This is a genomic window from Streptomyces coryli, assembly GCF_011044975.1.
Lineage (GTDB): Bacteria > Actinomycetota > Actinomycetes > Streptomycetales > Streptomycetaceae > Streptomyces > Streptomyces coryli.
Window position 1 is genome coordinate 23,110 of the sequence record NZ_JAAKZV010000039.1, and the last position, 22,095, is coordinate 45,204.

Sequence of the window (22,095 nt, forward strand, 5' to 3'; positions counted from 1 at the left end):
ACTCACATCGTTTGCCTCTGCCGGGAGGGCATGGCACTCTTGAGCCAACCAAGCTCAAGTTAGACGCATCCGGAGGATAGCGACATGGCACGTGCGGTCGGCATCGACCTGGGCACGACGAACTCGGTCGTCAGTGTTCTCGAAGGCGGTGAGCCCACCGTCATCACCAACGCCGAGGGCGCCAGGACCACGCCGTCCGTCGTCGCCTTCGCCAAGAACGGCGAGGTGCTCGTCGGCGAGGTGGCCAAGCGCCAGGCGGTTACCAACGTGGACCGGACCATCCGTTCCGTGAAGCGTCACATGGGCACGGACTGGAAGCAGGCGATCGACGGCAAGGACTTCACGCCGCAGCAGATCTCCGCCTTCATCCTGCAGAAGCTGAAGCGCGACGCCGAGTCGTACCTGGGCGAGAAGGTGACCGACGCGGTCGTCACCGTCCCGGCGTACTTCAACGACTCGGAGCGCCAGGCCACCAAGGAAGCCGGTGAGATCGCGGGTCTGAACGTCCTGCGTATTGTCAACGAGCCGACTGCCGCCGCCCTCGCCTACGGGCTGGAGAAGGACGACCAGACCATTCTGGTCTTCGACCTCGGCGGCGGCACCTTCGACGTCTCGCTGCTCGAGATCGGCGACGGCGTGGTGGAGGTCAAGGCCACCAACGGTGACAACCACCTCGGTGGTGACGACTGGGACCAGCGCGTCGTCGACTACCTGGTCAAGCAGTTCCAGAACGGCCACGGCGTCGACCTGTCCAAGGACAAGATGGCGCTGCAGCGGCTCCGCGAGGCCGCCGAGAAGGCGAAGATCGAGCTCTCCAGCTCCACCGAGACCACGATCAACCTGCCGTACATCACCGCCTCCGCCGAGGGCCCCCTGCACCTCGACGAGAAGCTCACCCGCTCGCAGTTCCAGCAGCTCACCGCTGACCTGCTCGAGCGCTGCAAGACCCCGTTCCACAACGTCATCAAGGACGCCGGCATCCAGCTGTCCGAGATCGACCACGTGGTGCTCGTGGGCGGCTCGACCCGTATGCCGGCCGTCGCCGAGGTCGTCAAGGAGCTGACCGGCGGCAAGGACGCCAACAAGGGCGTCAACCCGGACGAGGTCGTCGCCATCGGCGCGGCCCTCCAGGGCGGCGTGCTCAAGGGCGAGGTCAAGGACGTCCTGCTGCTGGACGTCACCCCGCTGTCGCTTGGCATTGAGACCAAGGGCGGCATCATGACCAAGCTGATCGAGCGCAACACCACGATCCCGACCAAGCGGTCCGAGACCTTCACGACTGCCGAGGACAACCAGCCCTCCGTGCAGATCCAGGTCTTCCAGGGCGAGCGCGAGATCGCGGCGTACAACAAGAAGCTCGGCATGTTCGAGCTCACCGGCCTGCCGCCGGCGCCGCGCAATGTGCCGCAGATCGAGGTCACCTTCGACATCGACGCCAACGGCATCATGCACGTGGCCGCGAAGGACCTCGGCACCGGCAAGGAGCAGAAGATGACCGTCACCGGCGGCTCCGCGCTGCCGAAGGACGACATCGACCGCATGATGCGCGAGGCCGAGCAGTACGCGGAGGAGGACCACCAGCGCCGCGAGGCCGCCGAGACCCGTAACCAGGCCGAGCAGCTCGTCTACACCACCGAGAAGTTCCTCAAGGACAACGAGGAGAAGGTCCCCGGTGACGTGAAGACCGAGGTCGAGGAGGCCATCTCCGACCTCAAGGAGAAGCTGAAGGGCGAGGACATCTCGGCCATCCGCGAGGCCACCGAGAAGGTCGCCTCCACCAGCCAGAAGCTGGGCCAGGCGCTCTACGCCGACGCCCAGGGCGCGCAGGCGGCGGGCGGCCCCGAGGATGCCACCGCGGACGCCGGTGACGGTGCTCAGGCCGGCGCCGACGACGACGTGGTGGACGCCGAGATCGTCGACGACGAGAACCAGAAGAAGGACGGTGCCGCGTGACGGAGGAGACTCCGGGCCGCGAGGAGCAGCCCGACGTCCCCGCCGACAACGGCACGCCGGACCAGGCCGGCTCTCCGGAGCAGGCAACCGCCGGGTCCGCCCCTGAGGGGGCGGCCCCGGCCGGCCCGGACGGGGACGCAGCACAGGAGCAGGACGAGCAGGGGGAGCAAGGAGAAAGCACCCCCGTGGACGTCGCGCTCACCGCGCAGCTCGACCAGGTCCGTACGGCCCTCGACGAGCGCACCAAGGACCTGCAGCGCCTGCAGGCGGAGTACCAGAACTACCGCCGCCGGGTGGACCGGGACCGGATCGCGGTCAAGGAGGTCGCGATCGCGAACCTGCTGACCGAGCTGCTGCCGGTGCTCGACGACGTCGGCCGCGCGCGCGATCACGGCGAGCTGGTCGGCGGCTTCAAGTCGGTGGCCGAGTCGCTGGAGACGGTCGTCGCCAAGATGGGTCTGATGCAGTTCGGCAAGGAGGGCGAGCCCTTCGACCCGCTGATCCACGAGGCGCTGATGCACTCGTATTCGCCGGATGTCACCGAGACCACGTGCGTGCAGATTCTGCAGCCCGGGTACCGGATCGGCGAGCGTACGATCCGCCCCGCGCGGGTCGCGGTCGCCGAACCGCAGCCCGGAGCGGCCGGCGCCGCGAACGACGAGGCGGCGGGGGCATCGGGTTCGGGAGCATCGGGGGCGTCGGAGGCCAAGCAGGCCGACGGCGGCACCGGCGGCGACGAAGCGGACAAGGAGAACGGTGGCCCGGACGAGGGCTGACGCGGCTCGGGAGGAGGGACGCCGGGGATGAGCACCAAGGACTTCATCGAGAAGGACTATTACAAGGTCCTCGGCGTCCCGAAGGACGCCACCGAGGCCGAGATCAAGAAGGCGTACCGCAAGCTCGCCCGCGAGTTCCACCCGGACGCCAACAAGGGCGACGCCAAGGCCGAGGAGCGCTTCAAAGAGGTCTCCGAGGCCAATGACGTGCTCGGCGACCCCAAGCGCCGCAAGGAGTACGACGAGGCTCGCACGCTGTTCGGCAACGGCGGCCTGCGCACCGGCCCCGGCGGCCCCGGCGGCAACTTCAACTTCGACCTCGGCGACCTCTTCGGCGGCACCCCGCCGGGCGGCGGCACCGGCTCCGGCGGCGGCTTCGGCGGCGGGCTCGGCGACGTCTTCGGCGGCCTGTTCAACCGCACCGGCACGGGCACCCGCACCCAGCCGCGGCGCGGCCAGGACATCGAGTCCGAGGTGACGCTGAGCTTCACGGAGGCGGTGGACGGCGCGACGGTCCCGTTGCGCATGTCATCTTCCGCCCCCTGCAAGGCCTGTTCGGGTACGGGCGACAAGAACGGCACGCCGCGGGTGTGCCCGACGTGCGTCGGTACCGGCCAGGTGTCGCGGGGCGGAGGCGGCGGCTTCTCGCTGACCGACCCCTGCGTGGACTGCAAGGGCCGCGGCCTGATCGCGGAGAACCCGTGCGAGATCTGCAAGGGCAGCGGCCGCGCGAAGTCGTCCCGCACCATGCAGGTCCGGATCCCGGCGGGCGTCTCCGACGGCCAGCGGATCCGGCTGCGCGGCAAGGGCAGCCCCGGTGAACGGGGCGGCCCGGCAGGCGACTTGTACGTGGTCGTGCACGTCGACGCCCATCCGGTCTTCGGCCGCAAGGGCGACAACCTCACGGTGACGGTCCCGGTGACCTTCCCGGAAGCGGCCCTCGGCGGCGAGGTCTCGGTACCGACCCTGGGTGGCCCTCCCGTAAAGCTGAAGCTGCCCCCGGGCACCCCCAACGGCCGCACCATGCGCGCCCGCGGCAAGGGCGCGGTTCGCAAGGACGGCACGCGGGGAGACCTTCTCGTGACGGTGGAAGTCGCCGTCCCGAAGGATCTGGACGAGACGGCGACCGAGTCGCTCGAGGCGTATCGCGACGCCACGGAGGGTGAGGACCCCCGGGCGGAGCTGTTCAAGGCCGCGAAGGGAGCATGAGGATGAACGGCGGTCGAGGCGGTCGCGGAGGCCGCAACCCCTACGAGCTGACCGAAGAGACCCCGGTCTACGTCATCTCGGTAGCAGCCCAGCTCTCCGGCCTGCACCCGCAGACCCTCCGCCAGTACGACCGCCTCGGCCTGGTCTCCCCCGACCGCACGGCGGGGCGGGGCCGCCGCTACTCCGCCCGCGACATCGACCTGCTCCGCACGGTCCAGCAGCTCTCGCAGGACGAGGGCATCAACCTGGCGGGCATCAAGCGCATCATCGAGCTGGAGAACCAGGTCGCGGCGCTGCAGGCGCGGTGCGCCGAGCTGCAGGACGCCGTGGACGGCGCGGCAGCGGCGATGCAGCAGCGAGAGGCAGCGGTGCACGCGTCGTACCGGCGGGACTTGGTGCCTTATCAGCAGGTGCAGCAGACGAGCGCGCTGGTGGTGTGGAAGCCGAAGCGGGGGCGGGGGCAGTAGTCAGCGGACGACTACCTCGATTCCGCTGGGAAGCGAGTCCCTGCGGAAGTCGCTGCTGTACGAAGGCGCGTCGAGCGTGAGGCGGGTCATGCCCGGGAAGAGCCCGGCCAGCCGGGACAGACCCTGGGTGCCGAGCTGATCGCGGTCGACGATGGTGAGATCGTTCACGTTCGGCAGCGCCACCCCTTCGGGCGCATCGATCAGGGCGTTCGGCGTCAGCCGGAGCTTCCGCAGCTCCGGCAGCTCGCCGAGCACCGCCCAGTCCGCGCGGTCGCCCGGGCTGCTTCGCCAGCCCAGGAAGAGCGACGACAGGCCCAGGAATCTGCGCAACGCCCGCAGATCCGCCACGGTGGCCGTCATCAGGTTGAGACTCACCAGCTCTGGCATGGGCGGCAGTTGCCCCAGCTCCAGTGGGACGTCCCGCGAGGGGGACAGTGAGAGAAGCCGCAGTTGCCCCAGGGTGGCCAGTAGCCCGGGCAGATCTGCCAGCCGCGGGACCTCGTCCAGCACCAGCCCGGTTAGCGGCAGTTCGGCGATACCGGTGAGGTCGCGGAGGCGGGGGCAGTTGGAAAACCGGACGTACGTCAGCGTGGACTCATCAGCTAGGAACGCCGGATCCTCGAGATGCTGGTGATCCTGCATGACGAGATTCGTGAGCCGGGCTGTCGCCACGTAGCTCTGCAGCTCCGTCAGGTCGATGGTTCCCCGGGTTTCGAGCATGGAGCGGGTGCCCAGCGCCTTCAGCACACGCAGTTCGGCATCGGAGGTGACGGTGAAGTACAGCTGGAGGGGGTCGAGTCGGGAGATGACCTCCGCCGCGTAGTCCTCGCTGTCGAAGCGGTGCCACGCCCACACGAGCTGACGCCGTACGTTCAGCGAGGGGTGTTTGGCGTACTGGGAGAGGAAACCGATGGCTCGGTCCGACTCGACGTGCGACGCCGCGACGATGACCGGATGAGCCGTGCCGGCCTCGGCCTCCTCGGGGGCCGGGAGCAGATCGAGAACGATGGGGCCGGCCGCGGCGAGTGACCGTGCCTCCTCCAGAGTGGAGGGCGGGATGAGCCGTTCCACCTGCTGCTCCACGGCCTCCCGGACCATGGGATCCAGTTCCGCGGAGTGCTCCAGGCAGGCCATGGCCAGCAGACGGACCCGCATGGCGAGCACGGCCGCCGTTTCCCCGGGCCTTTCAGCGTGCCAGTCGGCCTCTCTCAGCAGTTCCCGGAGAATCTGATCCCGTTCTCGGGGCCGGGCCTGGGCCACCGCCATGCGGATGACGTCTTCCCACTGGTCGTCCGAGGCGTGGGTGGCCAGCAGGCCGATGTCGCCCTCCTGCACGGCCGCGCGGGCGCCGAGGTAGTCCTGGAACGTGCGATGCACGAAGTCCACGGCGTCAGGGCCCGGCTCGCGCAGCAGGCCGCTGCGGTCCCGGAAGTGCTCGAGGACGGCGGAATCCTCGCCCAGCGCGGCCAGTTCGGGGACGGACGGCAGGGCGCCATGAATGATGAGCAGCGCCCGGTCGCGGGTCATCTCGGTGCGGCCGTTGCGGATCAGCCAGTACGCCAGCCGTTGCAGCACCTGCAGCTGCGGCTCCTCCCGCGGGTCGGGGCCCGTCATGTCGCGCTCACGGTCGCGGCGGGCGAGCAGCATCGACAGGGCTGCCTCATACAGCTCCTTGCGGCCGCGAGGGAGGTAGCCGCGGCGGTCGCGGTTCAGCGCGCACATCAGGCCGCACATCAGCGGGTTGGTGGCCAGCCGGCCGAGATCGGGCTTGGCGCGTACGGCGGCGCGAAGCTGGTTCTCGTACACCGGCAGCCGGGCATCCTCGTCGCCGCCAGTGCGTACGGCGGTGTGCCAGCGGTGAATGAAGTCGGCGACCGCCGTGGCGCCCATGGGCGCGAGGGTGAGTTCTGTGAAGCCTTCCGCGGCCAGCCAGTCCTCGTCGACCGCGGACGGCCGGGAGGTGACCAGCCAGCGATTGCCGGGATAGGCGTCGATGAGGTCCGTCAACCAGCGCTGGACGCGGGGCCGCTCACCCTTGGGTACTTCGTCGATGCCGTCCACCAACAGGAGTCCGCGGCCGGCGGTCAGCACCCGGTACTCCCAGCTGCGTGGCTGCGAGCCCGCCAGCGGGCAGTCGGTCTTCGCGAGGAAGTCCGTGGGCGCGGGCAGCCGTTCGTCCTTCCGGGTCAGGGTCCGCAGTGGCAGCACGAAGGGCACGAGGCCGCGCAGGTACGCCATGTGCTCGCCCGGGGCACGGGCCGTGGAGACGGCGAGCCACTGCACGAGGGTGGTCTTTCCGGAGCCGGCGGCGCCACGCAGCAGCACCCGATCGTGCTGGGCCAGCACTTGGTCGGCGGGAACGATGACCGGGCCGCTCGGCTCGAACTGCTCCGGGAAGGATTCATCCTGGGCGGACCGCTGTGCGGCCGGCGCGGGCGCCGTCGCCTCCAGCCGCATATACGCCGCGTCGAGCGGCCACTTCGCCGGTGAGTGGGCCAGGTCGACGCCGTAAATCGTGAGCTTGCCGTGCCGCCGTGTCACATATCCGAGATAGTCCCGTTCGAAGGCGGCATCCTGCGCGTCCGGCCGTGGCGTACGGGCTATGAGCTCATCCGTCTTCGCGATCAGCTCCGCCTGTCGGCGGGTCTGGGCGACGAGCGTGGTCGCGACGAAGGTGGAGCGCTGGGTGAAGAAGTGCAGGATGTGCAGGCAGGCGAGATCGAGCAGGCGGTCGTGGAGGTGGGCGGCGTCTGCGGACAGGTGCCGCTCGGGGTGTCCGCCGGTGGCGCGCAGCTGGTGCGCGAGCTTCTCGGGGCCGAGCTCGACCGCCTCGACGTCGGTGAGGGTGAGGTCGCCGAGGCCACGCAATGACGCGGCGAGCGCGTCGGCGACGGCGGTCTCCTCGTCCGGCGGTACGGGCCGCTCCCCGCTCCGTAACGCCTGCTCGACCAGCTTCTGCGCAAGCTTGCGCAGCTCACGGTCGCCGAGCGCACGCTTCTCGCCTTTGAAGGACACCAGCCCGGACAGCCGCACCGGCTGGCCGGGGACAGCGACCTCGGCACCTGGTCCGTCCTTCACGAACAGCCGCGCCACCAACGGTCCAATAACGCCGGACGCGACCTTTAGTCCGACCGTGCTCGGCTCCATCCGCCCCCCTTGTCATGCTGCCGTCCAGCCTAGGCCGGAGACTCGTCTCCTGCCTCTGCGTCGAGCACGTCCTGCACCACGCGTGACAAGTCTTCCTCGGAAGGGAGCAGCGCCTTGGCGCTCGGCGGCAGCGTCGTGTACGTGGAGACGGCCAGGGGCCGGTTGTTGGCATCGAGGGCCATCTGCACGGCCGCCCGGTTGCGTTTCGATCCGACGAGGATGCCGATGGTGCTGTCGTCCCGGTCCGGGTCGCGGACGAGGCGGTCGACCACCTCGACGTAGAAGCCGAGCTTGCCGACGTGCTCGGGCCTGGCCTCCTTGGTCTTGAGCTCGATGACGACGTAGCGGTGCAGCTTGAGGTGATAGAAGAGCAGGTCGATGCGGAACTCATCGCCGCCGATCAGAACGGGGTACTGCCTGCCGACGAAGGCGAAGCCGACGCCCAGCTCGGTGAGGAAGCGGACGATGTTCGCGACGATGGCGTCCTCGAGCTCGCGCTCCCCGAAGTTCTTGTCCAGGGAGAGGAAGTCCAGTCGGTACGGGTCCTTGATCAGGTCCTTGCTGAGGCCGGAGTCGTCGGGGAGGGCGGCCGGGAAGTTGTTGTCCGCGGCGCCCTGGGTGCGGTGCAGCTCCTGGGCGATGCAGTGCTCCAGCCAACCGCGGGACCAGCCGTGCCGGGCGGCCTCGGTGGCGTAGAAGTGCATGGCGGCAGGGGTCTTCACGCGGCTGACGAGGACGGTGATGTGGCCCCAGGGCAATTGTGCAACGGGCTGTTGCACAATTGGCTCCGGCCAGGTGCGGGCCATCTGCTGCATGTACATCAGGTTGCGGCGAGAGAAGCCGCGCTGGTTCGGGAAGGCCGTCTTCAGGTCCGTTGAGAGCCTGTCGACTACCTTCGCCCCCCAGCCCTCCTCGGCCTGCCGCTTGAGGATCAGGTGTCCGATCTCCCAGTACATCTGCACCAGTTCGGTGTTGACCGCCCGCTGGGCGCGCAGGCGGGCGCGGGAGACGGTGTTCTTCACGTCGCCGAGGAGGTCGCCGTACCAGGCCGGCAGGGTGGTGCCCTGCTGCGCGGGTACGGTGGGCTTGTTGCTGACGTTCTCGTTCATGACGGCGAGAATCGCTCAACTCACCGCAGTACATAGGTGCATTGGTGGCTATAGCACCTGATCAGGCGACTTTCGAACGCACTGTTGACGGGTGGCGGCCGTTCAGACCCGCCCCATCGCCCGCCTCAGCTCGATCTCGATGCAGACCCGGTCCGGGTTCGGGGATGGGGTGCGGCCGTAGCGTTCCGTGTAGCGGCGTATGGCTTCCTCGATGGACGCCGTGTCGGTGCGTACGTGGGCGATGCCCTCCAGGGTGGCCCAGCGGCGGCCCGCTACCTGGCAGAGGGCGACCGGGGCGCCGGCCGGGGCGGCGAGGACGTTGGCGACCTTGCGGCTTGCCTTGTTCGCGATCACTCGGGCCAGGCGCCCCTCCGGGTCGTACGTCGCGCCGACCGGGACTACGTGCGGTGTGCCGTCGGGGCGTGGCGTGGTGAGGGTCGGAAGGTGGTACTCCTGCCAGAAGGCCAGGAAGTCCGGGGCGGGGGCGTGCAGGGCGATCGTCACGGGCGGAAAGCGTACGCCGCGCGCGGGGTGCGGCCGCGGGCGCGGGGGCGGAACCTGGAGGGGTGTGAGGCGTGCCACAGCGTCGCCGGTGGCGGGACCGGGCTCGTGACTGGCTCGCGCAAGGTTGAGTGGAATAGACTCAACTTAATTCAGGTTGGCCTGGGCAGGCAGCAGAACAGCAGGAGGAGCACACAGCAGTGGATGCGGAGCTGACCAACAAGAGCCAGGAAGCGATCAGCGGAGCCAATAGCCGGGCCGTCGAGGGCGGGCACCCGGACATCACGCCCGCGCACCTCCTGCTCGCCCTGCTCGAGGGGCAGGACAACGAGAATCTGCAGGATCTGCTCGCCGCCGTCGGTGCCGATCAGTCCGCGCTGCGGTCGGGGGCGGAAGCCGCTCTCGCCGGCATCCCGCGCGTGCAGGGGTCGACCGTCTCGCCGCCGCAGGCCAGCCGCGAGCTGCTCGCCGTCATCTCCGACGCCGCGCAGCGGGCGAAGGAGCTCGGGGACCAGTACGTGTCCACCGAGCATCTGCTGATCGGGATCGCCGCCAAGGGCGGGGCCACCGGCGACCTGCTCGACAAGCAGGGCGCCTCCGCGAAGAAGCTGCTCACCACCTTCGAGGACCAGCGCGGCGGCAAGCGCGTCACCAGCAAGGATCCCGAGGGGACCTATAAGGCCCTGGAGAAGTTCGGGACCGACTTCACCACCGCCGCCCGCGAAGGCAAGCTCGACCCCGTCATCGGACGGGACCACGAGATCCGGCGCGTGGTGCAGGTGCTGTCGCGCCGTACCAAGAACAACCCCGTCCTCATCGGCGAGCCGGGCGTCGGCAAGACTGCCGTCGTCGAGGGCCTCGCCCAGCGCATCGTGAAGGGGGACGTTCCCGAGTCCCTCAAGAACAAGCGCCTCGTCGCCCTCGACCTCGGCGCCATGGTCGCCGGCGCGAAGTACCGCGGGGAATTCGAGGAGCGGCTGAAGACCGTCCTCGCCGAGATCAAGGAGAGCGACGGGCAGGTCATCACCTTCATCGACGAGCTGCACACCGTCGTGGGCGCCGGCGCCGGCGGCGACTCCGCCATGGACGCGGGCAACATGCTCAAGCCCATGCTCGCCCGCGGCGAGCTGCGCATGGTCGGCGCCACCACCCTCGACGAGTACCGCGAGCGGATCGAGAAGGACCCGGCCCTGGAGCGGCGCTTCCAGCAGGTGCTGGTGGCGGAGCCGAGCGTCGAGGACTCCATCGCCATCCTGCGCGGGCTCAAGGGGCGCTACGAGGCGCACCACAAGGTCGCCATCTCCGACTCCGCCCTCGTGGCCGCCGCCACCCTCTCCGACCGGTACATCACCTCCCGCTTCCTCCCCGACAAGGCCATCGACCTGGTCGACGAGGCGGCCTCCCGGCTCCGTATGGAGATCGACTCCTCCCCGATGGAGATCGACGAGCTGCAGCGCGCCGTCGACCGCCTGAAGATGGAGGAGCTCGCGCTCGAGAGGGAGACCGACCCCGCCTCCCGCGACCGGCTGGCCAGGCTGCAGAAGGACCTCGCCGACAAGGAGGAGGAGCTGCGCGGCCTCACCGCCCGCTGGGAGAAGGAGAAGCAGGGGCTGAACCGCGTCGGCGAGCTCAAGGAGAAGCTCGACGAGCTGCGCGGCACCGCCGAGCGCGCCCAGCGCGACGGCGACTTCGACACCGCCTCCAAGCTGCTCTACGGCGAGATCCCGACCCTGGAGCGCGAGCTCGAGGAGGCCAGCGAGGCCGAGGCGGAGGCCGCCAAGGACACCATGGTCAAGGACGAGGTCGGCTCCGACGACATCGCCGACGTCGTCGCCTCCTGGACCGGCATCCCCGCCGGGCGGCTGCTCGAGGGCGAGACGCAGAAGCTGCTGCGCATGGAGGACGAGCTCGGCAAGCGGCTGATCGGGCAGGCCGAGGCGGTACGGGCCGTGTCCGACGCCGTCCGCCGCTCCCGCGCCGGGATCTCCGACCCCGACCGCCCCACCGGCTCCTTCCTCTTCCTCGGCCCGACCGGCGTCGGCAAGACCGAGCTGGCGAAGTCGCTCGCCGACTTCCTCTTCGACGACGAGCGGGCGATGGTCCGCATCGACATGAGTGAGTACGGCGAGAAGCACAGCGTCGCGCGCCTGGTCGGGGCGCCGCCCGGCTATGTCGGGTACGAGGAGGGCGGCCAGCTCACCGAGGCCGTGCGCCGGCGCCCGTACAGCGTCGTGCTCCTCGATGAGGTGGAGAAGGCGCACCACGAGGTCTTCGACATCCTGCTCCAGGTCCTCGACGACGGCCGGCTCACCGACGGCCAGGGCCGGACGGTCGACTTCCGCAACACCATCCTGATCCTCACCTCCAACCTCGGCTCGAACTATCTCGTCGACCCGCTGCTGAAGGAGGACGAGAAGAAGGAGAAGGTTCTGGAGACGGTCCGGGCATCCTTCCGCCCCGAGTTCCTGAACCGGCTCGACGACGTGGTCGTCTTCCACCCTCTGGGCGGCGAGCAGCTCGGCCGGATCGCCCGGATCCAGCTCGCCCACCTCCAGCGCCGCCTCGCAGAGCGTCGCCTGACGCTGCAGGTCAGCGACGAGGCGCTGGCCTGGCTCGCCCGCCTCGGCGTGCCCGAGGGCGAGACATCCGCGGACATCTCGTACGGCGCCCGCCCCCTCCGCCGCCTCGTCCAGACGGCGATCGGCGACCAGCTGGCCCGCGAGATCCTCGCCGGCGAGGTCAAGGACGGCGACACGGTCCGGGTGGACGTCGCGGGCGACGGACTGCTGGTGGGACCGGCGGCCTGACCTCCGCCCCCACGCCCTGACCTCCGGGGTTGCCACACGGGGTCCGGGATGGGAGAGGATGGCGGTTACGCGTATGAAGGGAAATCCACGGTGAGCATCGACCCGTCCTCGATTCCGAATTTCGGCGGGGGCCAGCCAGAACCGGAGTCCGGTCCGCCCGCCGGGCCGATCATCCCCGACCAGGATCTGGTCAAGCAGCTCCTGGACCAGATGGAGCTGAAGCACGTCGTCGACGACGAGGGTGACCTCGCCGCGCCGTGGGAGCAGTTCCGCACGTACTTCATGTTCCGCGGTGAGGACGAGCAGCAGATCTTCTCGGTCCGCACCTTCTACGACCGCGAGCACTCCATCGACGACAAGCCGCGCCTGCTCGAGGTCATCGACGAGTGGAACGCCCGCACGCTGTGGCCGAAGGTCTACTCCCACACCCACGACGACGGCGGCGTCCGCCTGATCGGCGAGGCGCAGATGCTGATCGGCACCGGCGTCTCGCTGGAGCACTTCGTGTCGTCCACGGTGAGCTGGGTGCAGGCGTCGGTCCAGTTCGACAAGTGGCTGATCGAGCAGCTGGGCCTCGCGGCCGAGGTCGACGGCGACGGCGACGAGAAGCCGGGCGACGACGAGGCCTGAGCGGCGTCGCAGCAGCGTAAACGGGGTCCGGGGCGGCAATGCCCCGGACCCCGTTCCCGTTCTCGCTCTAGCGCTGCGTCGACGGCGGCGCGTCGTCCGCCCCCGTCCCCCACTCCGACGGCTCGGCGCCGACCTCGAAGGACAGCTCGCCGGCCCGCCGCAGCTCATCCGTCGACAGCCACGTGTGCGACTGCGCCGCGCCGTCCACCGCCACCGACTGGATGTAGCGGTCGGTGTCCGACGCGCCCTCCGCGCTGATCCGCAGGTGCCCGCGCGGGTAGTAGTCGCGGTCCAGCGTCAGATCCACGCGGTCGAAGACCGGCGTCGACAGGCCCCAGGTGTCCGTCCCCGGGAAGACCGGGAAGACGCCCATCGACGACAGCACCATCCACGACGACATCGTGCCGAGGTCGTCGTTCCCGGTGACCCCGTTCGGCGCGTCGGTGAAGAGCGTCAGCGCGGCGTGCACCACGTCCGTCGTCTTGTACGGGCTGCCGGTCGAGAGATACGTGTACGGCGCGATCAGGTCCGGTTCGTTCTGCGGGTTGTACTTGTCGGCGTTGTAGTAGTCGTACGCGCCGTTCACCCACACCTCGCGGGCCGTCTTCTCCGGGTCCTTCAGCAGCTCTTCGTACGCGAAGAAGGAGTCGAGCCGCTGCTCGGTGGCGGCGCGGCCGCCGATGACATCCATCAGGCCCGGGATGTCCTGCGGCACCAGCCAGGTGTACTGCCAGGACGTCCCCTCGTGGAAGCCCTCGCCCTTCGCCGGGTCCGGATCGCTGGTGAAGGCGCCGGAAGCGTCCCGCGCCCGGAAGAACTTCGTCTCCGGGTCCACCAGTTCGCGATAGTTCTGCGACCGCTCGGCATAGCGCTTCGCGTCCGCCTCATGGCCGAGCTTACGGGCCATCTCCGACAGCGCGGCGTCCGCCAGCGCGTATTCGAGCGTGGCCGACGCGCCGTGCTGGAAGTCGTTGTCGCCCGGCTTGTGCGGGTGCTCGGGATCCAGCGGGACGAAGCCGTCGCGGAGGTATTCGGCGTTCCCCGCCCGGCCCGCGTACTGCGAGTCGGCGGGCGGCACCCCGTCCGCGTTCTTCTTCAGCGCTGCGTACGCCCTCTCCTCGTGGCCCTTCAGCAGCCCCTGCCGGTAGGCGTTGGTGAGGAAGGGGGTGACCGGGTCGCCGGTCATGATGTTCGTCTCGACCGTGCCGTAACCCCACTTGGGCAGCCAGCCGCCCTGCTCGTCGACCTTCAGCAGCGACAGCGCCATGTCCCGGGACTCGTCCGGCGCGAGCAGCGAGAGCAGCTGCGCCTGGGTGCGGTACGTGTCCCAGAGCGACCAGTTCTGGTAGTACGTGAAGCCGCGCTCGGCCCGGTGGATCTTCTGGTCCCAGCCGGTGTAGCGGCCGTCCACGTCGGTGCCCGTGTTGGGGTGCAGGAGCGCGCGGTAGAGCGCGGAGTAGAAGGTGCGCCGGCGCTCGTCGCTGCCGCCCTCGACCTTGACCTGCTGCAGGCGGCTTTCCCAGGTGGCCTGGGCCTTGTCCTTCGTACGGTCGAAGGAACTGCCGCCCTCGGCCGTGAGGTTACGGGCCGCGCCGCGCGCGTCCACGTACGAGATCGCGGTGACCGCGCCGACGCTGCGGTCGCCCTTGGACGTATCGAAGCGGGCATACGCGCCACGCTTGCCGCCGCCCTCCGAGGCCTTGCTCCCCGCGGTGACCTCGTCGCCCGCCCAGGTCCCGTACGAGGCGAAGGGCCGGTCGAACTTGGTGATCGCGTAAAGCTTGTAGCCCTTGGTGTCCTGGCAGAAGCCGCTGCCGTCGATCTCGGTGGCGATGGTGCGGTCGTCGAGGACCTCGACCGTGCTGGACGAGATCTTGTGCAGCGACTGGCCGGAGTTGAGCAGGACGTTGGCCTTGTCCGTCTCCGGGAAGGTGTAGCGCTGGTAGCCGGTGTGCTCGGTGGCCGACAGCTCGGCGGTGATGCCGGTGTCGAGGGCGACCTTGTACGAGCCGGGGGACGCGGTCTCGTTGGCGTGGCTGAACGGGGCGGCGTAGTCGGCGTTGTCCGTCTTGGTGATGTCGCCGGTGGTCGGCATCACGGGCAGATCGCCGCCGAGGCCGCAGCCGACGCCCGCGAGGTGCACGGAGGAGAAGCCGCGGATGGACTTCTCGTCGTAGTCGTAACCGGTGTTGTGGCCGGTGTCGGGGGAGAGCTGCACCATGCCGAACGGGACGGCGGCACCGGGGAAGTTGTTGCCCTCGTTCTGGGTGCCGATGAAGGGATTCACGTAGTCCGTCAGCCGCGCGTCGTCGTCCGCTCCGGCGGCGACGGCGGGGGCCGCGCCCACCGTTCCCGCGAGCAGGGCCGCGACGGCGGCCAGGGGTATCAGGCGTTTCAAGGCGTCTCCGTACGTCCGCTTAGACAACGTTGTCGGGACATGCGCCTGACAGGTTCTCCCGGTGTCTGTGACCTGTCAATGCCGCCTGCACGTAAAGCGGTTCGAGCCGAAGCGCGCGCGAGGCGAGACGATCGGACATGTTCTGAAGACAGAAAGCCATTCATCGGCTCGCCCGGCGTCCCTAACGTGGAGGGCACAGCAGGAAACCAACCCACAGGAGTACCCGATGCGTTCCGTGATCCAGAAGTCCTTCGGCGGCCCCGACGTCCTCGAGGTCACCGAGACCGAGCGCCCGCACCTGTACGCCGGAAACGTCCTCGTCCGCGTGCACGCCGCCGGGGTCAACCCCGTTGACGCCGCGGTCCGTTCGGGCACGCTGCCGCTGCTCGGCGAGCCGCCGTACGGCGTCGGCTGGGATATCTCCGGCGTCGTGGAGGAGGCCGCGCCCGGCGCCCGGTTCGCGGTCGGCGACGAGGTCTTCGGTCTGGTCAGCTTCCCGCGTGCCGCGACGGGATACGCCGAATACGTCGCCGCCTCCTCCCGGGAGCTGGCGCGCAAGCCGGCCGCGCTCGACCACGTCCACGCCGCCGCCCTGCCGCTCTCCGGGCTCACCGCCTGGCACGGGCTGGTGGACGCCGCGGACGTGAAGGCCGGACAGCGCGTCCTGATCACCCGCGCCGCGGGCGGCGTCGGCCATCTCGCCGTACAGCTCGCGAAGGCGCGCGGCGCGCATGTGACCGCGCTGGCGAGCGCGCCCCGGCACGACTTCGTCCGCGCGCTCGGCGCGGACGAGGTGATCGACTACCGGACCACCGACTTCACCGAGATGGTGCGGGACGCGGACGTGGTCCTCGACTCCCTGGCGCAGGCGGACCGTTCGGCGTCGGTGCTGCGGCCCGGGGGCGTGCTGATCAGCATCCTGCAGCATTACGACCGCGAGGTCGCGGCCGAGGTCGCGGCGGCCGGCCGGGTCTTCGCGGGCGTGGAGGTGCGGCCGGACGCCGCGGGCCTCGAGAGCCTCGCCGCCCTGGTCGCCGAGGGACGGCTGCGGCCGCACGTATCGGAGACCTTCCCGCTGGCCGAGGCCGCGAAGGCGCACGAGCTGATCGAGTCCGGGCAGGTGCAGGGGAAGATCGCGCTGACCGTATGAGCGGGCGACGGCACGGGCCGTCCCGGTGCGCCGGGCGGCCCGTATCGTGCGTACGGGGAAGGCATGGGCACAAGGGGGACCGAGCGATGGACATCCTCACCGAGGCGCTGGCCTCGATGCGCACCGCCGGCCCGTCGTCCGTACGCACCGAAGGCCGCGCGCCCTGGGCGCTGCGGCTGCCGCCGGTCATGGGCGCGGGCTTCCACGTGGTGCTGTACGGCTCCTGCTGGCTGGTCCCGCTCGAGGACGTGCCGCCGATCCCGCTGACCGCGGGCGACGTGATCTTCGTACGGGACGGGCGCGGGCACATCCTCGCCGACCAGCCGGGGACGCCGCCGGAGGAGCCGCGTGCCGCGCGGTTCAGCGCGGACTCGCCGATCGGCGCCGTCTCGATGGGCGGCGAAGGCCCGCGCACCAGCCTGCTGTGCGGCAACTACCACCTGGACCAGGACCGCCCGCACCCGCTGGTCAGCAAGCTGCCCGAGTTCGTCCACCTGCCCACGCGGCACGGCCGGCACCCCGAACTCAGCGCCGCCGTCCAGCTTCTCGGCACCGAACTGGACAATCCGCGGATCGGCTCCGACGGCATCGTCCCCGCGCTGATCGACTCGCTGCTGCTCTACATCCTGCGCGCCTGGCTCGACGACCAGCCGGCCGGCGCCGCCCGCGGCTGGGCGGCCGCGCTGCAGGACGCCGCCGTGGCGCCGGCGCTGACGGCGATCCACGCGGCGCCGGAGACCACGTGGACGGTCGAGTCGCTGGCCGCCCGCTCTGGCCTGTCCAGGGCGGCGTTCGCGCGCCGCTTCAACGCCCTGGTCGGCGAGCCGCCGATGGCGTACCTCACCCGCTGGCGGATGACGACGGCCGCGAAGCTGCTGCGCGAGTCCGACGCCCCGCTGACGGCGGTGGCGGCGCGGGCCGGATACGGCTCCGAGTTCGCCTTCGCCAAGGCCTTCAAGCGCGAATTCGGGGTGGCACCCGGCGGCTACCGGCGGGGACGTGAGAGGCACATCGCAACCGGGGAGCCGCCTCTGGCCACCGGCACCCCCCGGGCATAGGATCCTGCCGCCGCCGCGAACGGACCCCAGAGCTCCACTCAGGGTCGCGGCGGCAGACCAGCTGGTACGGAAACGAGGGATCCCCATGTCACAGGGCCACGCCCGCCCCCGGCGCTCCCGCCGCGGGCCCGTCGCCGCCGTCGTGGCGGTGGCCGTGCTGGCCGGCGCGGCCGGCTGGGCGTTCACCAGCGGGCCGCTGGCCGGTGACGACGGGGCTGCGAAGAAGCCGGCCGCCGCGGAGAAGGTCCGTACAAAGGACGGCAAATCCGGCGCGAAGAAGACCACGAAGAAGGCGAAGGCCAAGGACAAGGGCGCCCCCAAGCCGCCCCTCATGACCACCGCCCCGCGCACCGGCACCCACAAGGCCGCCCGCGCCGCCGCCGACGACTGGCCCGGCAGCTACGGGCCCGCCACCCAGCTCAAGTCGGGCTACAGCTGGCTCTGCCTCGACGGCGGCTACGACCGCAACGACGAGACGTGGGCGCAGGGCAATCCGGGCGACGTGGTCTACCAGTTCCCGTGCGCGAAGCGGCAGGGCGCCCCCGACCAGAACTGGCGCCTGAAGACCGTCAAGCCCGGCCTCTACCAGCTCCGCAACAGCTACTCCGGCAACTGCATCGCCGCCACCTCGGTCACCCCCGACGGCTGGGGCGCCGCGGAACTGGCCACCTGCGCCCGCAAGAAGAACCAGCTCTGGCGCTTCACCACGGTCGAGCAAACAGGCGAGGGCCCCCGCGGCTACTTCTCCAGCTACGCCCACCCGGACTCGGCCCTCAACCTCGAGGGCAAAGCCAAGGTCCCCGGCGGCAAGATCAGCCTCTGGCAACACGACGGCCCACCCCAGGAGTGGATCGTGAACACCGCGGCGCTGTAGGCGAGTTTCAGCCTGCCCGCAGCCCCTTCAGCCGGGAGGCGGCCTCGCGCAGCACGTCGTCCTGTTTGCAGAAGGCGAAGCGGACGATGGAGCGGCCCGCGTCCTTGTCGTCGTAGAAGACGGCGGTCGGGACCGCGACCACGCCGCAGCGTTCCGGCAGGCCGAGGCAGAAGGCGATGCCGTCGTCCTCGCCGAGGGGGCGGATGTCGGTGGTGATGAAGTACGTGCCCGCGGGGCGGTAGACCCGGAAGCCCGCCTCCTCCAGGCCCGCCGCCAGCAGGTCGCGCTTGCCGCGCAGGTCGGCGCGCAGCGACCGGAAGTACGAGTCGTCGAGCGACAGCGCCTCGGCCACCGCGTACTGGAAGGGCCCGGCCGATACGTAGGTCAGGAACTGCTTCGCCGTCCGCACCGCCGTGATCAGCTCCGGCGCCGCCGTCACCCAGCCGACCTTCCAGCCCGTGAAGGAGAAGGTCTTCCCGGCCGAGGAGATCGAGACCGTGCGGCCGCGCATGCCGGGGAAGCCGGCCAGCGGGTGGTGTTCGCCGTCGAAGACCAGGTGCTCGTAGACCTCGTCCGTGACCACCAACAGGTCGCGTTCGACGGCGAGTTCGGCGATGGCCGCCAGCTCGGCGCGGGTGAGGACCGTGCCGGTCGGGTTGTGCGGGGTGTTGAGGAGGATCAGGCGGGTGCGGCCGGTGACCGCGGCGCGCAGCTCATCGAGGTCGAGGACGTAGCCGTCGCCGTTCGGGCGCAGGGTGACCGGGACCCGGGTGCCGCCGGCCATGGCGATGCAGGCGGCGTACGAGTCGTAGTACGGCTCCAGCGCGATCACCTCGTCGCCGGGCTCGACGAGCGCGAGCAGCGATGCCGCGATCGCCTCGGTGGCGCCCGCGGTGACCAGCACCTCGCGGTCCGGGTCGTACTCGAGCTCGTAGAACCGCCGCTGGTGCGCGGCGACCGCGCGGCGCAGCTCGGGGATGCCGGGGCCGGGCGGGTACTGATTGCCGTGGCCCTCGCGCAGCGCGCGCACCGCGGCCTCGCGGACCTCGGCGGGGCCGTCGGTGTCGGGGAAGCCCTGGCCGAGGTTGATCGCGCCGGTGCGGACCGCCAGGGCGGACATTTCGGCGAAAATCGTGGTACCGAAGCCTTCGAGGCGGCGGTTGAGCAGCGGTCGTCCCATGCGGGACATGCTCGCATGCCCCCGCGAGATCCGGCCCGGCGGAGGATTCCGGCCACAGTCGGGCATACGGGTGGGTGAAGCTCTGGTGTTCCTCAAATCAGTTTTGCGGTTCGGCGGGGTCGGGCACGACCCGTTCTACCGGGTCGAACGGGCCCGGCAGAAAGGGGGATTGGCCATGGGGTTCGGGATTGTTCTGATGGTCCTCGGGGTGGTGGCCGTCGTGACGCTGGTAGTCAAGGCCGTGAGCTCGGGCGGCTCCGGGGGGAGCTCCTCCGGTCACCACGGGGGCGGCGGCTGGTTCGGGGGCGGAGGTGACGGCGGCTCGTCGTGCGGCGGCGGCTCGTCCTGTGGCGGCGGTGGAGGCGGCGGCTGCGGCGGAGGCGGCGGCGGCTCCTGATAACTGACCGGATCACACCCAATTGCTTTCGGCCCGGCGACCGTAGTTGGTCGCCGGGCCCGACTTTTGTTGAACATGTGAACAGTGCAGTCCCCTGGGGGATGTAAACCCGGTGAAGATGGGTAAAAACGCTGTGGGGATCGGTCGGTTCATGATTCCGTGTGAGTCGGAACCGGCTGGCCTGAAATGTTCCGAAGGTCCTCCCGCAAGGGGGTACCCCCTTGCTCGCAGCATCGCCGGAGAGCTTGGGGGAGGGCCGGCCCATCCATCACTGCGTGTTTGCGGAGCCGACCCATGCTCACCACCCTCAAGACGTCCTACACCGATACCCGAGCGGCTGACCTGGCCTGGCGCCTGGGCATGGAGCCGCTGCCCGCGCTGGCCGTACTCGACCTTGAACTGGACGCCAAAGCCATGCAGTTGCGCCTGCTCGGCGCCTCGCATCAGGTGATCCTGCTGGACGAGACGGGCAGCTGCTCAGAGACCGTCGCCTGCCTGCCGGGCAGCTCCACACCGCTGCCACTGGGCGTGGCCAAGCAGGTCGGCGAGTGGGAGTACGAGTTCAGCGCCCGGGTCGAGACCCTGTCGCCAGGGGCCTTCGAGGCCAGAGCGCAGGAGCTGCTGGAGCTGGTCGCCGAGCACCCGCACGGCCTGGCCGGCACCTTCCCCGGCAGCCCGCACGCCTTCACCGCGCTGCTGGTGCACCGGCAGGGCGGCCAGGTCGGATGGCGCACCTGGCACTCGTATCCGCAGGAGGGCCGGCTCGTCACCACCCGAACGAGGGTGGGCGTGAAGGTTGCGGAGCCGGTCTGAGCCCGCGCCGCACACCACAACTGGCTTATGCGCACGGCATATCGAACCCGTGTGGGTGACAAGGGGCGCCACCGCCGCAAACGTATCGTTCAAACCGTGATCGATCCGCACGAGCCCGCCGTACAAGCAGCCGGTGGCGGTGCGCCCCCCAGCCCCGTGATGCGGCTGCCCGTGCAGCCGGCCACGGGCCGCTTCCTCGTGCTCGTCACCGTCTTCATCTGCGCCGCCTGCGGCCTGATTTACGAGCTGGAGCTGGTCGCCCTCGCCTCGTATCTGGTCGGCGACTCCGTCACCCAGGCCTCCCTGGTGCTGTCGATCATGGTCTTCGCCATGGGCCTCGGCGCGCTCGCCGCCAAGCGGCTGCGGATCCGCGCCGCGGTCGGCTTCGGCGCGGTGGAGGCGGTGCTCGGCATGGTCGGCGGGCTCTCGGCCATGGCGTTGTACGCGTGCTTCGCCTGGCTCGGGCAGCCGCGGGTGGCGCTGGTCGGCTTCTCGCTCGCCATCGGGGTGCTGATCGGCGCCGAGGTGCCGCTGCTGATGACGCTCATCCAGCGGATCCGGCGGCAGGACCCGGGCGGCGCGGTCGCGGACCTCTTCGCCGCGGATTACGTGGGGGCGCTGATCGGCGGCCTCGCCTTCCCGTTCGTGCTGCTGCCCTGGCTGGGCGAGCTGACCTCGGCGCTGCTGACCGGCGCGGTGAACGCGGCCGTCGGCGGCGCCCTGGTGCTCTGGCTGTTCCGCTACGACCTCAGCCCGCGCGCCCGCTGGGGCCTGTTCGCGGGCAATGCGGCGGTGCTCGCGCTGCTCGCCGCCGCCACCATCCTGACCGCGCCCTTCGAGCGCGCGGCGCGCACCGCGGTATACGGGGACGACGTGCGGGTCGCGGTCAGGGCCGGCGGCTCGGAGACGGTGATCACCGGCGGGATCGGCGAGGCGAAGACCGAGCGCGACGGCCCGCTGTCCTTATATGCCGACGGCAGGTTGAGGGCGAGCTCCAGCCCCGCGGACGCGTACCAGCCGGGCCTGGTCGGCCCGGCGCTCGCCGGCACCGCGCACCCCGCCGCGCGCGTGCTGGTGCTCGGCGGCGGCGACGGGCTCGTGGCGCGCGAGCTGCTGCGCGCGCCGGGGGTGCGCTCGGTGACGCTGGTCGAGCCCAGCGCCGAGGTGCTGCGCCTGGCCCGTACGAACGCCGGGCTGAAGGAACTCAACGACCGCGTGCACGGCGACCCCCGGGTGCGCGCGGTGCGCGCCGAGCCCTTCGACTGGCTGCGGCACGAGGCCAGGCCCGGCCGCTACGACGTCGTCCTGTCCGACCTCCCCGACCCCGGCGGCGAGGAGACCGCGAAGGACTATTCGCAGGAGTTCTACGGCCTCGCCGCCCGCGCGCTGGCGCCCGGCGGCCGCCTCGGGGTCCGGGTCGGGGCGCTGGCCGAGCGGGGCCGGGCGGAGCGGCACGACTACTGGACGGTGGTGGCGTCGGTGCGCTCCACCGGGCTCGACGTGGTGCCTTACCAGTACCGGGCGGACAAGCAGTGGTGGGGCCTGGTCCTGGCGGGCCGCGGCGGCGCCATCGACTTCCCGCGCACGGACACCCCGCGGGACCGGCTCCGCCCCCTGGCCCAGCAC

Annotated in this window: 16 protein-coding genes; 11 read left to right on the forward strand and 5 right to left on the reverse strand. The window is 70.5% G+C overall.

Features of this window, described 5'->3' with window-relative positions; all coding sequences use genetic code 11:
* Window positions 1-84 precede the first annotated feature (84 nt).
* The 4 genes from dnaK to G5C51_RS12095 are packed head-to-tail and all read left to right on the forward strand — an operon-like array spanning window position 85 to window position 4,405.
* A complete protein-coding gene (gene dnaK, locus G5C51_RS12080) occupies window positions 85-1,953 on the forward strand; it encodes a molecular chaperone DnaK (RefSeq protein ID WP_165236313.1) in 1,869 nt (622 codons plus the stop codon).
* Complete coding sequence (grpE, locus tag G5C51_RS12085; protein WP_165236315.1) at window positions 1,950-2,729, forward strand: nucleotide exchange factor GrpE; 780 nt, start codon at window positions 1,950-1,952, stop codon at window positions 2,727-2,729. Before dnaK ends, grpE begins: the two co-directional genes overlap by 4 nt.
* Window positions 2,730-2,756: 27 nt before the next feature.
* Entirely contained in the window at window positions 2,757-3,938 is a 1,182-nt protein-coding gene (gene dnaJ, locus G5C51_RS12090) for a molecular chaperone DnaJ (protein WP_165236317.1), read from the forward strand.
* Between the two features lie 2 nt (window positions 3,939-3,940).
* Window positions 3,941-4,405, forward strand: a complete 465-nt coding sequence (locus G5C51_RS12095) for a heat shock protein transcriptional repressor HspR (protein WP_165236319.1) — start codon at window positions 3,941-3,943, stop codon at window positions 4,403-4,405.
* Here G5C51_RS12095 and G5C51_RS12100 read toward each other — a convergent pair whose 3' ends face one another.
* The 3 genes from G5C51_RS12100 to G5C51_RS12110 all read right to left on the reverse strand — a co-directional run bounded on the left by G5C51_RS12100 (window position 4,406) and on the right by G5C51_RS12110 (window position 9,165).
* Window positions 4,406-7,552, reverse strand: coding sequence for an NACHT domain-containing protein (locus G5C51_RS12100; RefSeq protein WP_165236321.1), 3,147 nt, complete (start codon window positions 7,550-7,552; stop codon window positions 4,406-4,408).
* Between the two features lie 29 nt (window positions 7,553-7,581).
* Complete coding sequence (locus tag G5C51_RS12105; protein WP_165236323.1) at window positions 7,582-8,661, reverse strand: PDDEXK nuclease domain-containing protein; 1,080 nt, start codon at window positions 8,659-8,661, stop codon at window positions 7,582-7,584.
* A gap of 102 nt (window positions 8,662-8,763) precedes the next feature.
* Window positions 8,764-9,165, reverse strand: a complete 402-nt coding sequence (locus tag G5C51_RS12110; RefSeq protein WP_165236325.1) for a pyridoxamine 5'-phosphate oxidase family protein — start codon at window positions 9,163-9,165, stop codon at window positions 8,764-8,766.
* A 197-nt stretch (window positions 9,166-9,362) separates the two neighbouring features.
* Here G5C51_RS12110 and clpB point away from each other — a divergent pair, with 197 nt between their 5' ends.
* Complete coding sequence (gene clpB / locus G5C51_RS12115) at window positions 9,363-11,969, forward strand: ATP-dependent chaperone ClpB (RefSeq protein WP_165236327.1); 2,607 nt, start codon at window positions 9,363-9,365, stop codon at window positions 11,967-11,969.
* A gap of 90 nt (window positions 11,970-12,059) precedes the next feature.
* Window positions 12,060-12,599, forward strand: a complete 540-nt coding sequence (locus G5C51_RS12120; RefSeq protein ID WP_165236329.1) for a YbjN domain-containing protein — start codon at window positions 12,060-12,062, stop codon at window positions 12,597-12,599.
* A 67-nt stretch (window positions 12,600-12,666) separates the two neighbouring features.
* Here G5C51_RS12120 and G5C51_RS12125 read toward each other — a convergent pair whose 3' ends face one another.
* Window positions 12,667-14,997 (reverse strand): GH92 family glycosyl hydrolase, encoded by a 2,331-nt coding sequence (locus G5C51_RS12125; RefSeq protein WP_420824799.1) that lies wholly within the window; start codon window positions 14,995-14,997, stop codon window positions 12,667-12,669.
* A 226-nt stretch (window positions 14,998-15,223) separates the two neighbouring features.
* Between G5C51_RS12125 and G5C51_RS12130 the strand changes: the two genes are divergently transcribed.
* The 3 genes from G5C51_RS12130 (at window position 15,224) to G5C51_RS12140 (ending at window position 18,079) form a co-directional block, all read left to right on the forward strand.
* Window positions 15,224-16,147 carry an NADP-dependent oxidoreductase gene (locus G5C51_RS12130; RefSeq protein WP_165236331.1) on the forward strand — a complete coding sequence of 308 codons (924 nt, stop codon included), beginning with the start codon at window positions 15,224-15,226 and terminating at the stop codon, window positions 16,145-16,147.
* A gap of 86 nt (window positions 16,148-16,233) precedes the next feature.
* Window positions 16,234-17,205, forward strand: a complete 972-nt coding sequence (locus G5C51_RS12135) for an AraC family transcriptional regulator (RefSeq protein WP_165236333.1) — start codon at window positions 16,234-16,236, stop codon at window positions 17,203-17,205.
* A gap of 85 nt (window positions 17,206-17,290) precedes the next feature.
* The gene (locus tag G5C51_RS12140) at window positions 17,291-18,079 is read left to right on the forward strand and encodes an RICIN domain-containing protein (RefSeq protein WP_165236335.1); all 789 of its coding nucleotides are present in this window, start codon (window positions 17,291-17,293) and stop codon (window positions 18,077-18,079) included.
* 7 nt (window positions 18,080-18,086) lie between these two features.
* Here the strand turns inward: G5C51_RS12140 and G5C51_RS12145 are convergent, their stop codons facing one another.
* Window positions 18,087-19,268, reverse strand: a complete 1,182-nt coding sequence (locus tag G5C51_RS12145) for a pyridoxal phosphate-dependent aminotransferase (protein WP_165236337.1) — start codon at window positions 19,266-19,268, stop codon at window positions 18,087-18,089.
* Between the two features lie 682 nt (window positions 19,269-19,950).
* On the opposite strand from G5C51_RS12145, the gene G5C51_RS12150 reads away from it, so the two are divergent.
* On the forward strand, window positions 19,951-20,469 hold the full coding sequence (locus G5C51_RS12150; protein WP_165236339.1) for a DUF2617 family protein: 519 nt from the start codon (window positions 19,951-19,953) through the stop codon (window positions 20,467-20,469).
* A gap of 96 nt (window positions 20,470-20,565) precedes the next feature.
* A partial coding sequence (locus G5C51_RS12155; protein ID WP_420824800.1) for a spermine/spermidine synthase domain-containing protein occupies window positions 20,566-22,095 on the forward strand: 1,530 nt, incomplete at its 3' end.

Bases quoted from the DNA above. Each gene is read 5' to 3' on its own strand.
- dnaK (WP_165236313.1), top strand. From the start codon at position 85: ATGGCACGTGCGGTCGGCATCGACCTGGGCACGACGAACTCGGTCGTC.
- dnaJ (WP_165236317.1), top strand. From the start codon at position 2,757: ATGAGCACCAAGGACTTCATCGAGAAGGACTATTACAAGGTCCTCGGC.
- G5C51_RS12095 (WP_165236319.1), top strand. From the start codon at position 3,941: ATGAACGGCGGTCGAGGCGGTCGCGGAGGCCGCAACCCCTACGAGCTG.
- G5C51_RS12100 (WP_165236321.1), bottom strand. From the start codon at position 7,552: ATGGAGCCGAGCACGGTCGGACTAAAGGTCGCGTCCGGCGTTATTGGA.
- G5C51_RS12105 (WP_165236323.1), bottom strand. From the start codon at position 8,661: ATGAACGAGAACGTCAGCAACAAGCCCACCGTACCCGCGCAGCAGGGC.
- G5C51_RS12130 (WP_165236331.1), top strand. From the start codon at position 15,224: ATGCGTTCCGTGATCCAGAAGTCCTTCGGCGGCCCCGACGTCCTCGAG.
- G5C51_RS12135 (WP_165236333.1), top strand. From the start codon at position 16,234: ATGGACATCCTCACCGAGGCGCTGGCCTCGATGCGCACCGCCGGCCCG.
- G5C51_RS12140 (WP_165236335.1), top strand. From the start codon at position 17,291: ATGTCACAGGGCCACGCCCGCCCCCGGCGCTCCCGCCGCGGGCCCGTC.
- G5C51_RS12145 (WP_165236337.1), bottom strand. From the start codon at position 19,268: ATGTCCCGCATGGGACGACCGCTGCTCAACCGCCGCCTCGAAGGCTTC.
- G5C51_RS12150 (WP_165236339.1), top strand. From the start codon at position 19,951: ATGCTCACCACCCTCAAGACGTCCTACACCGATACCCGAGCGGCTGAC.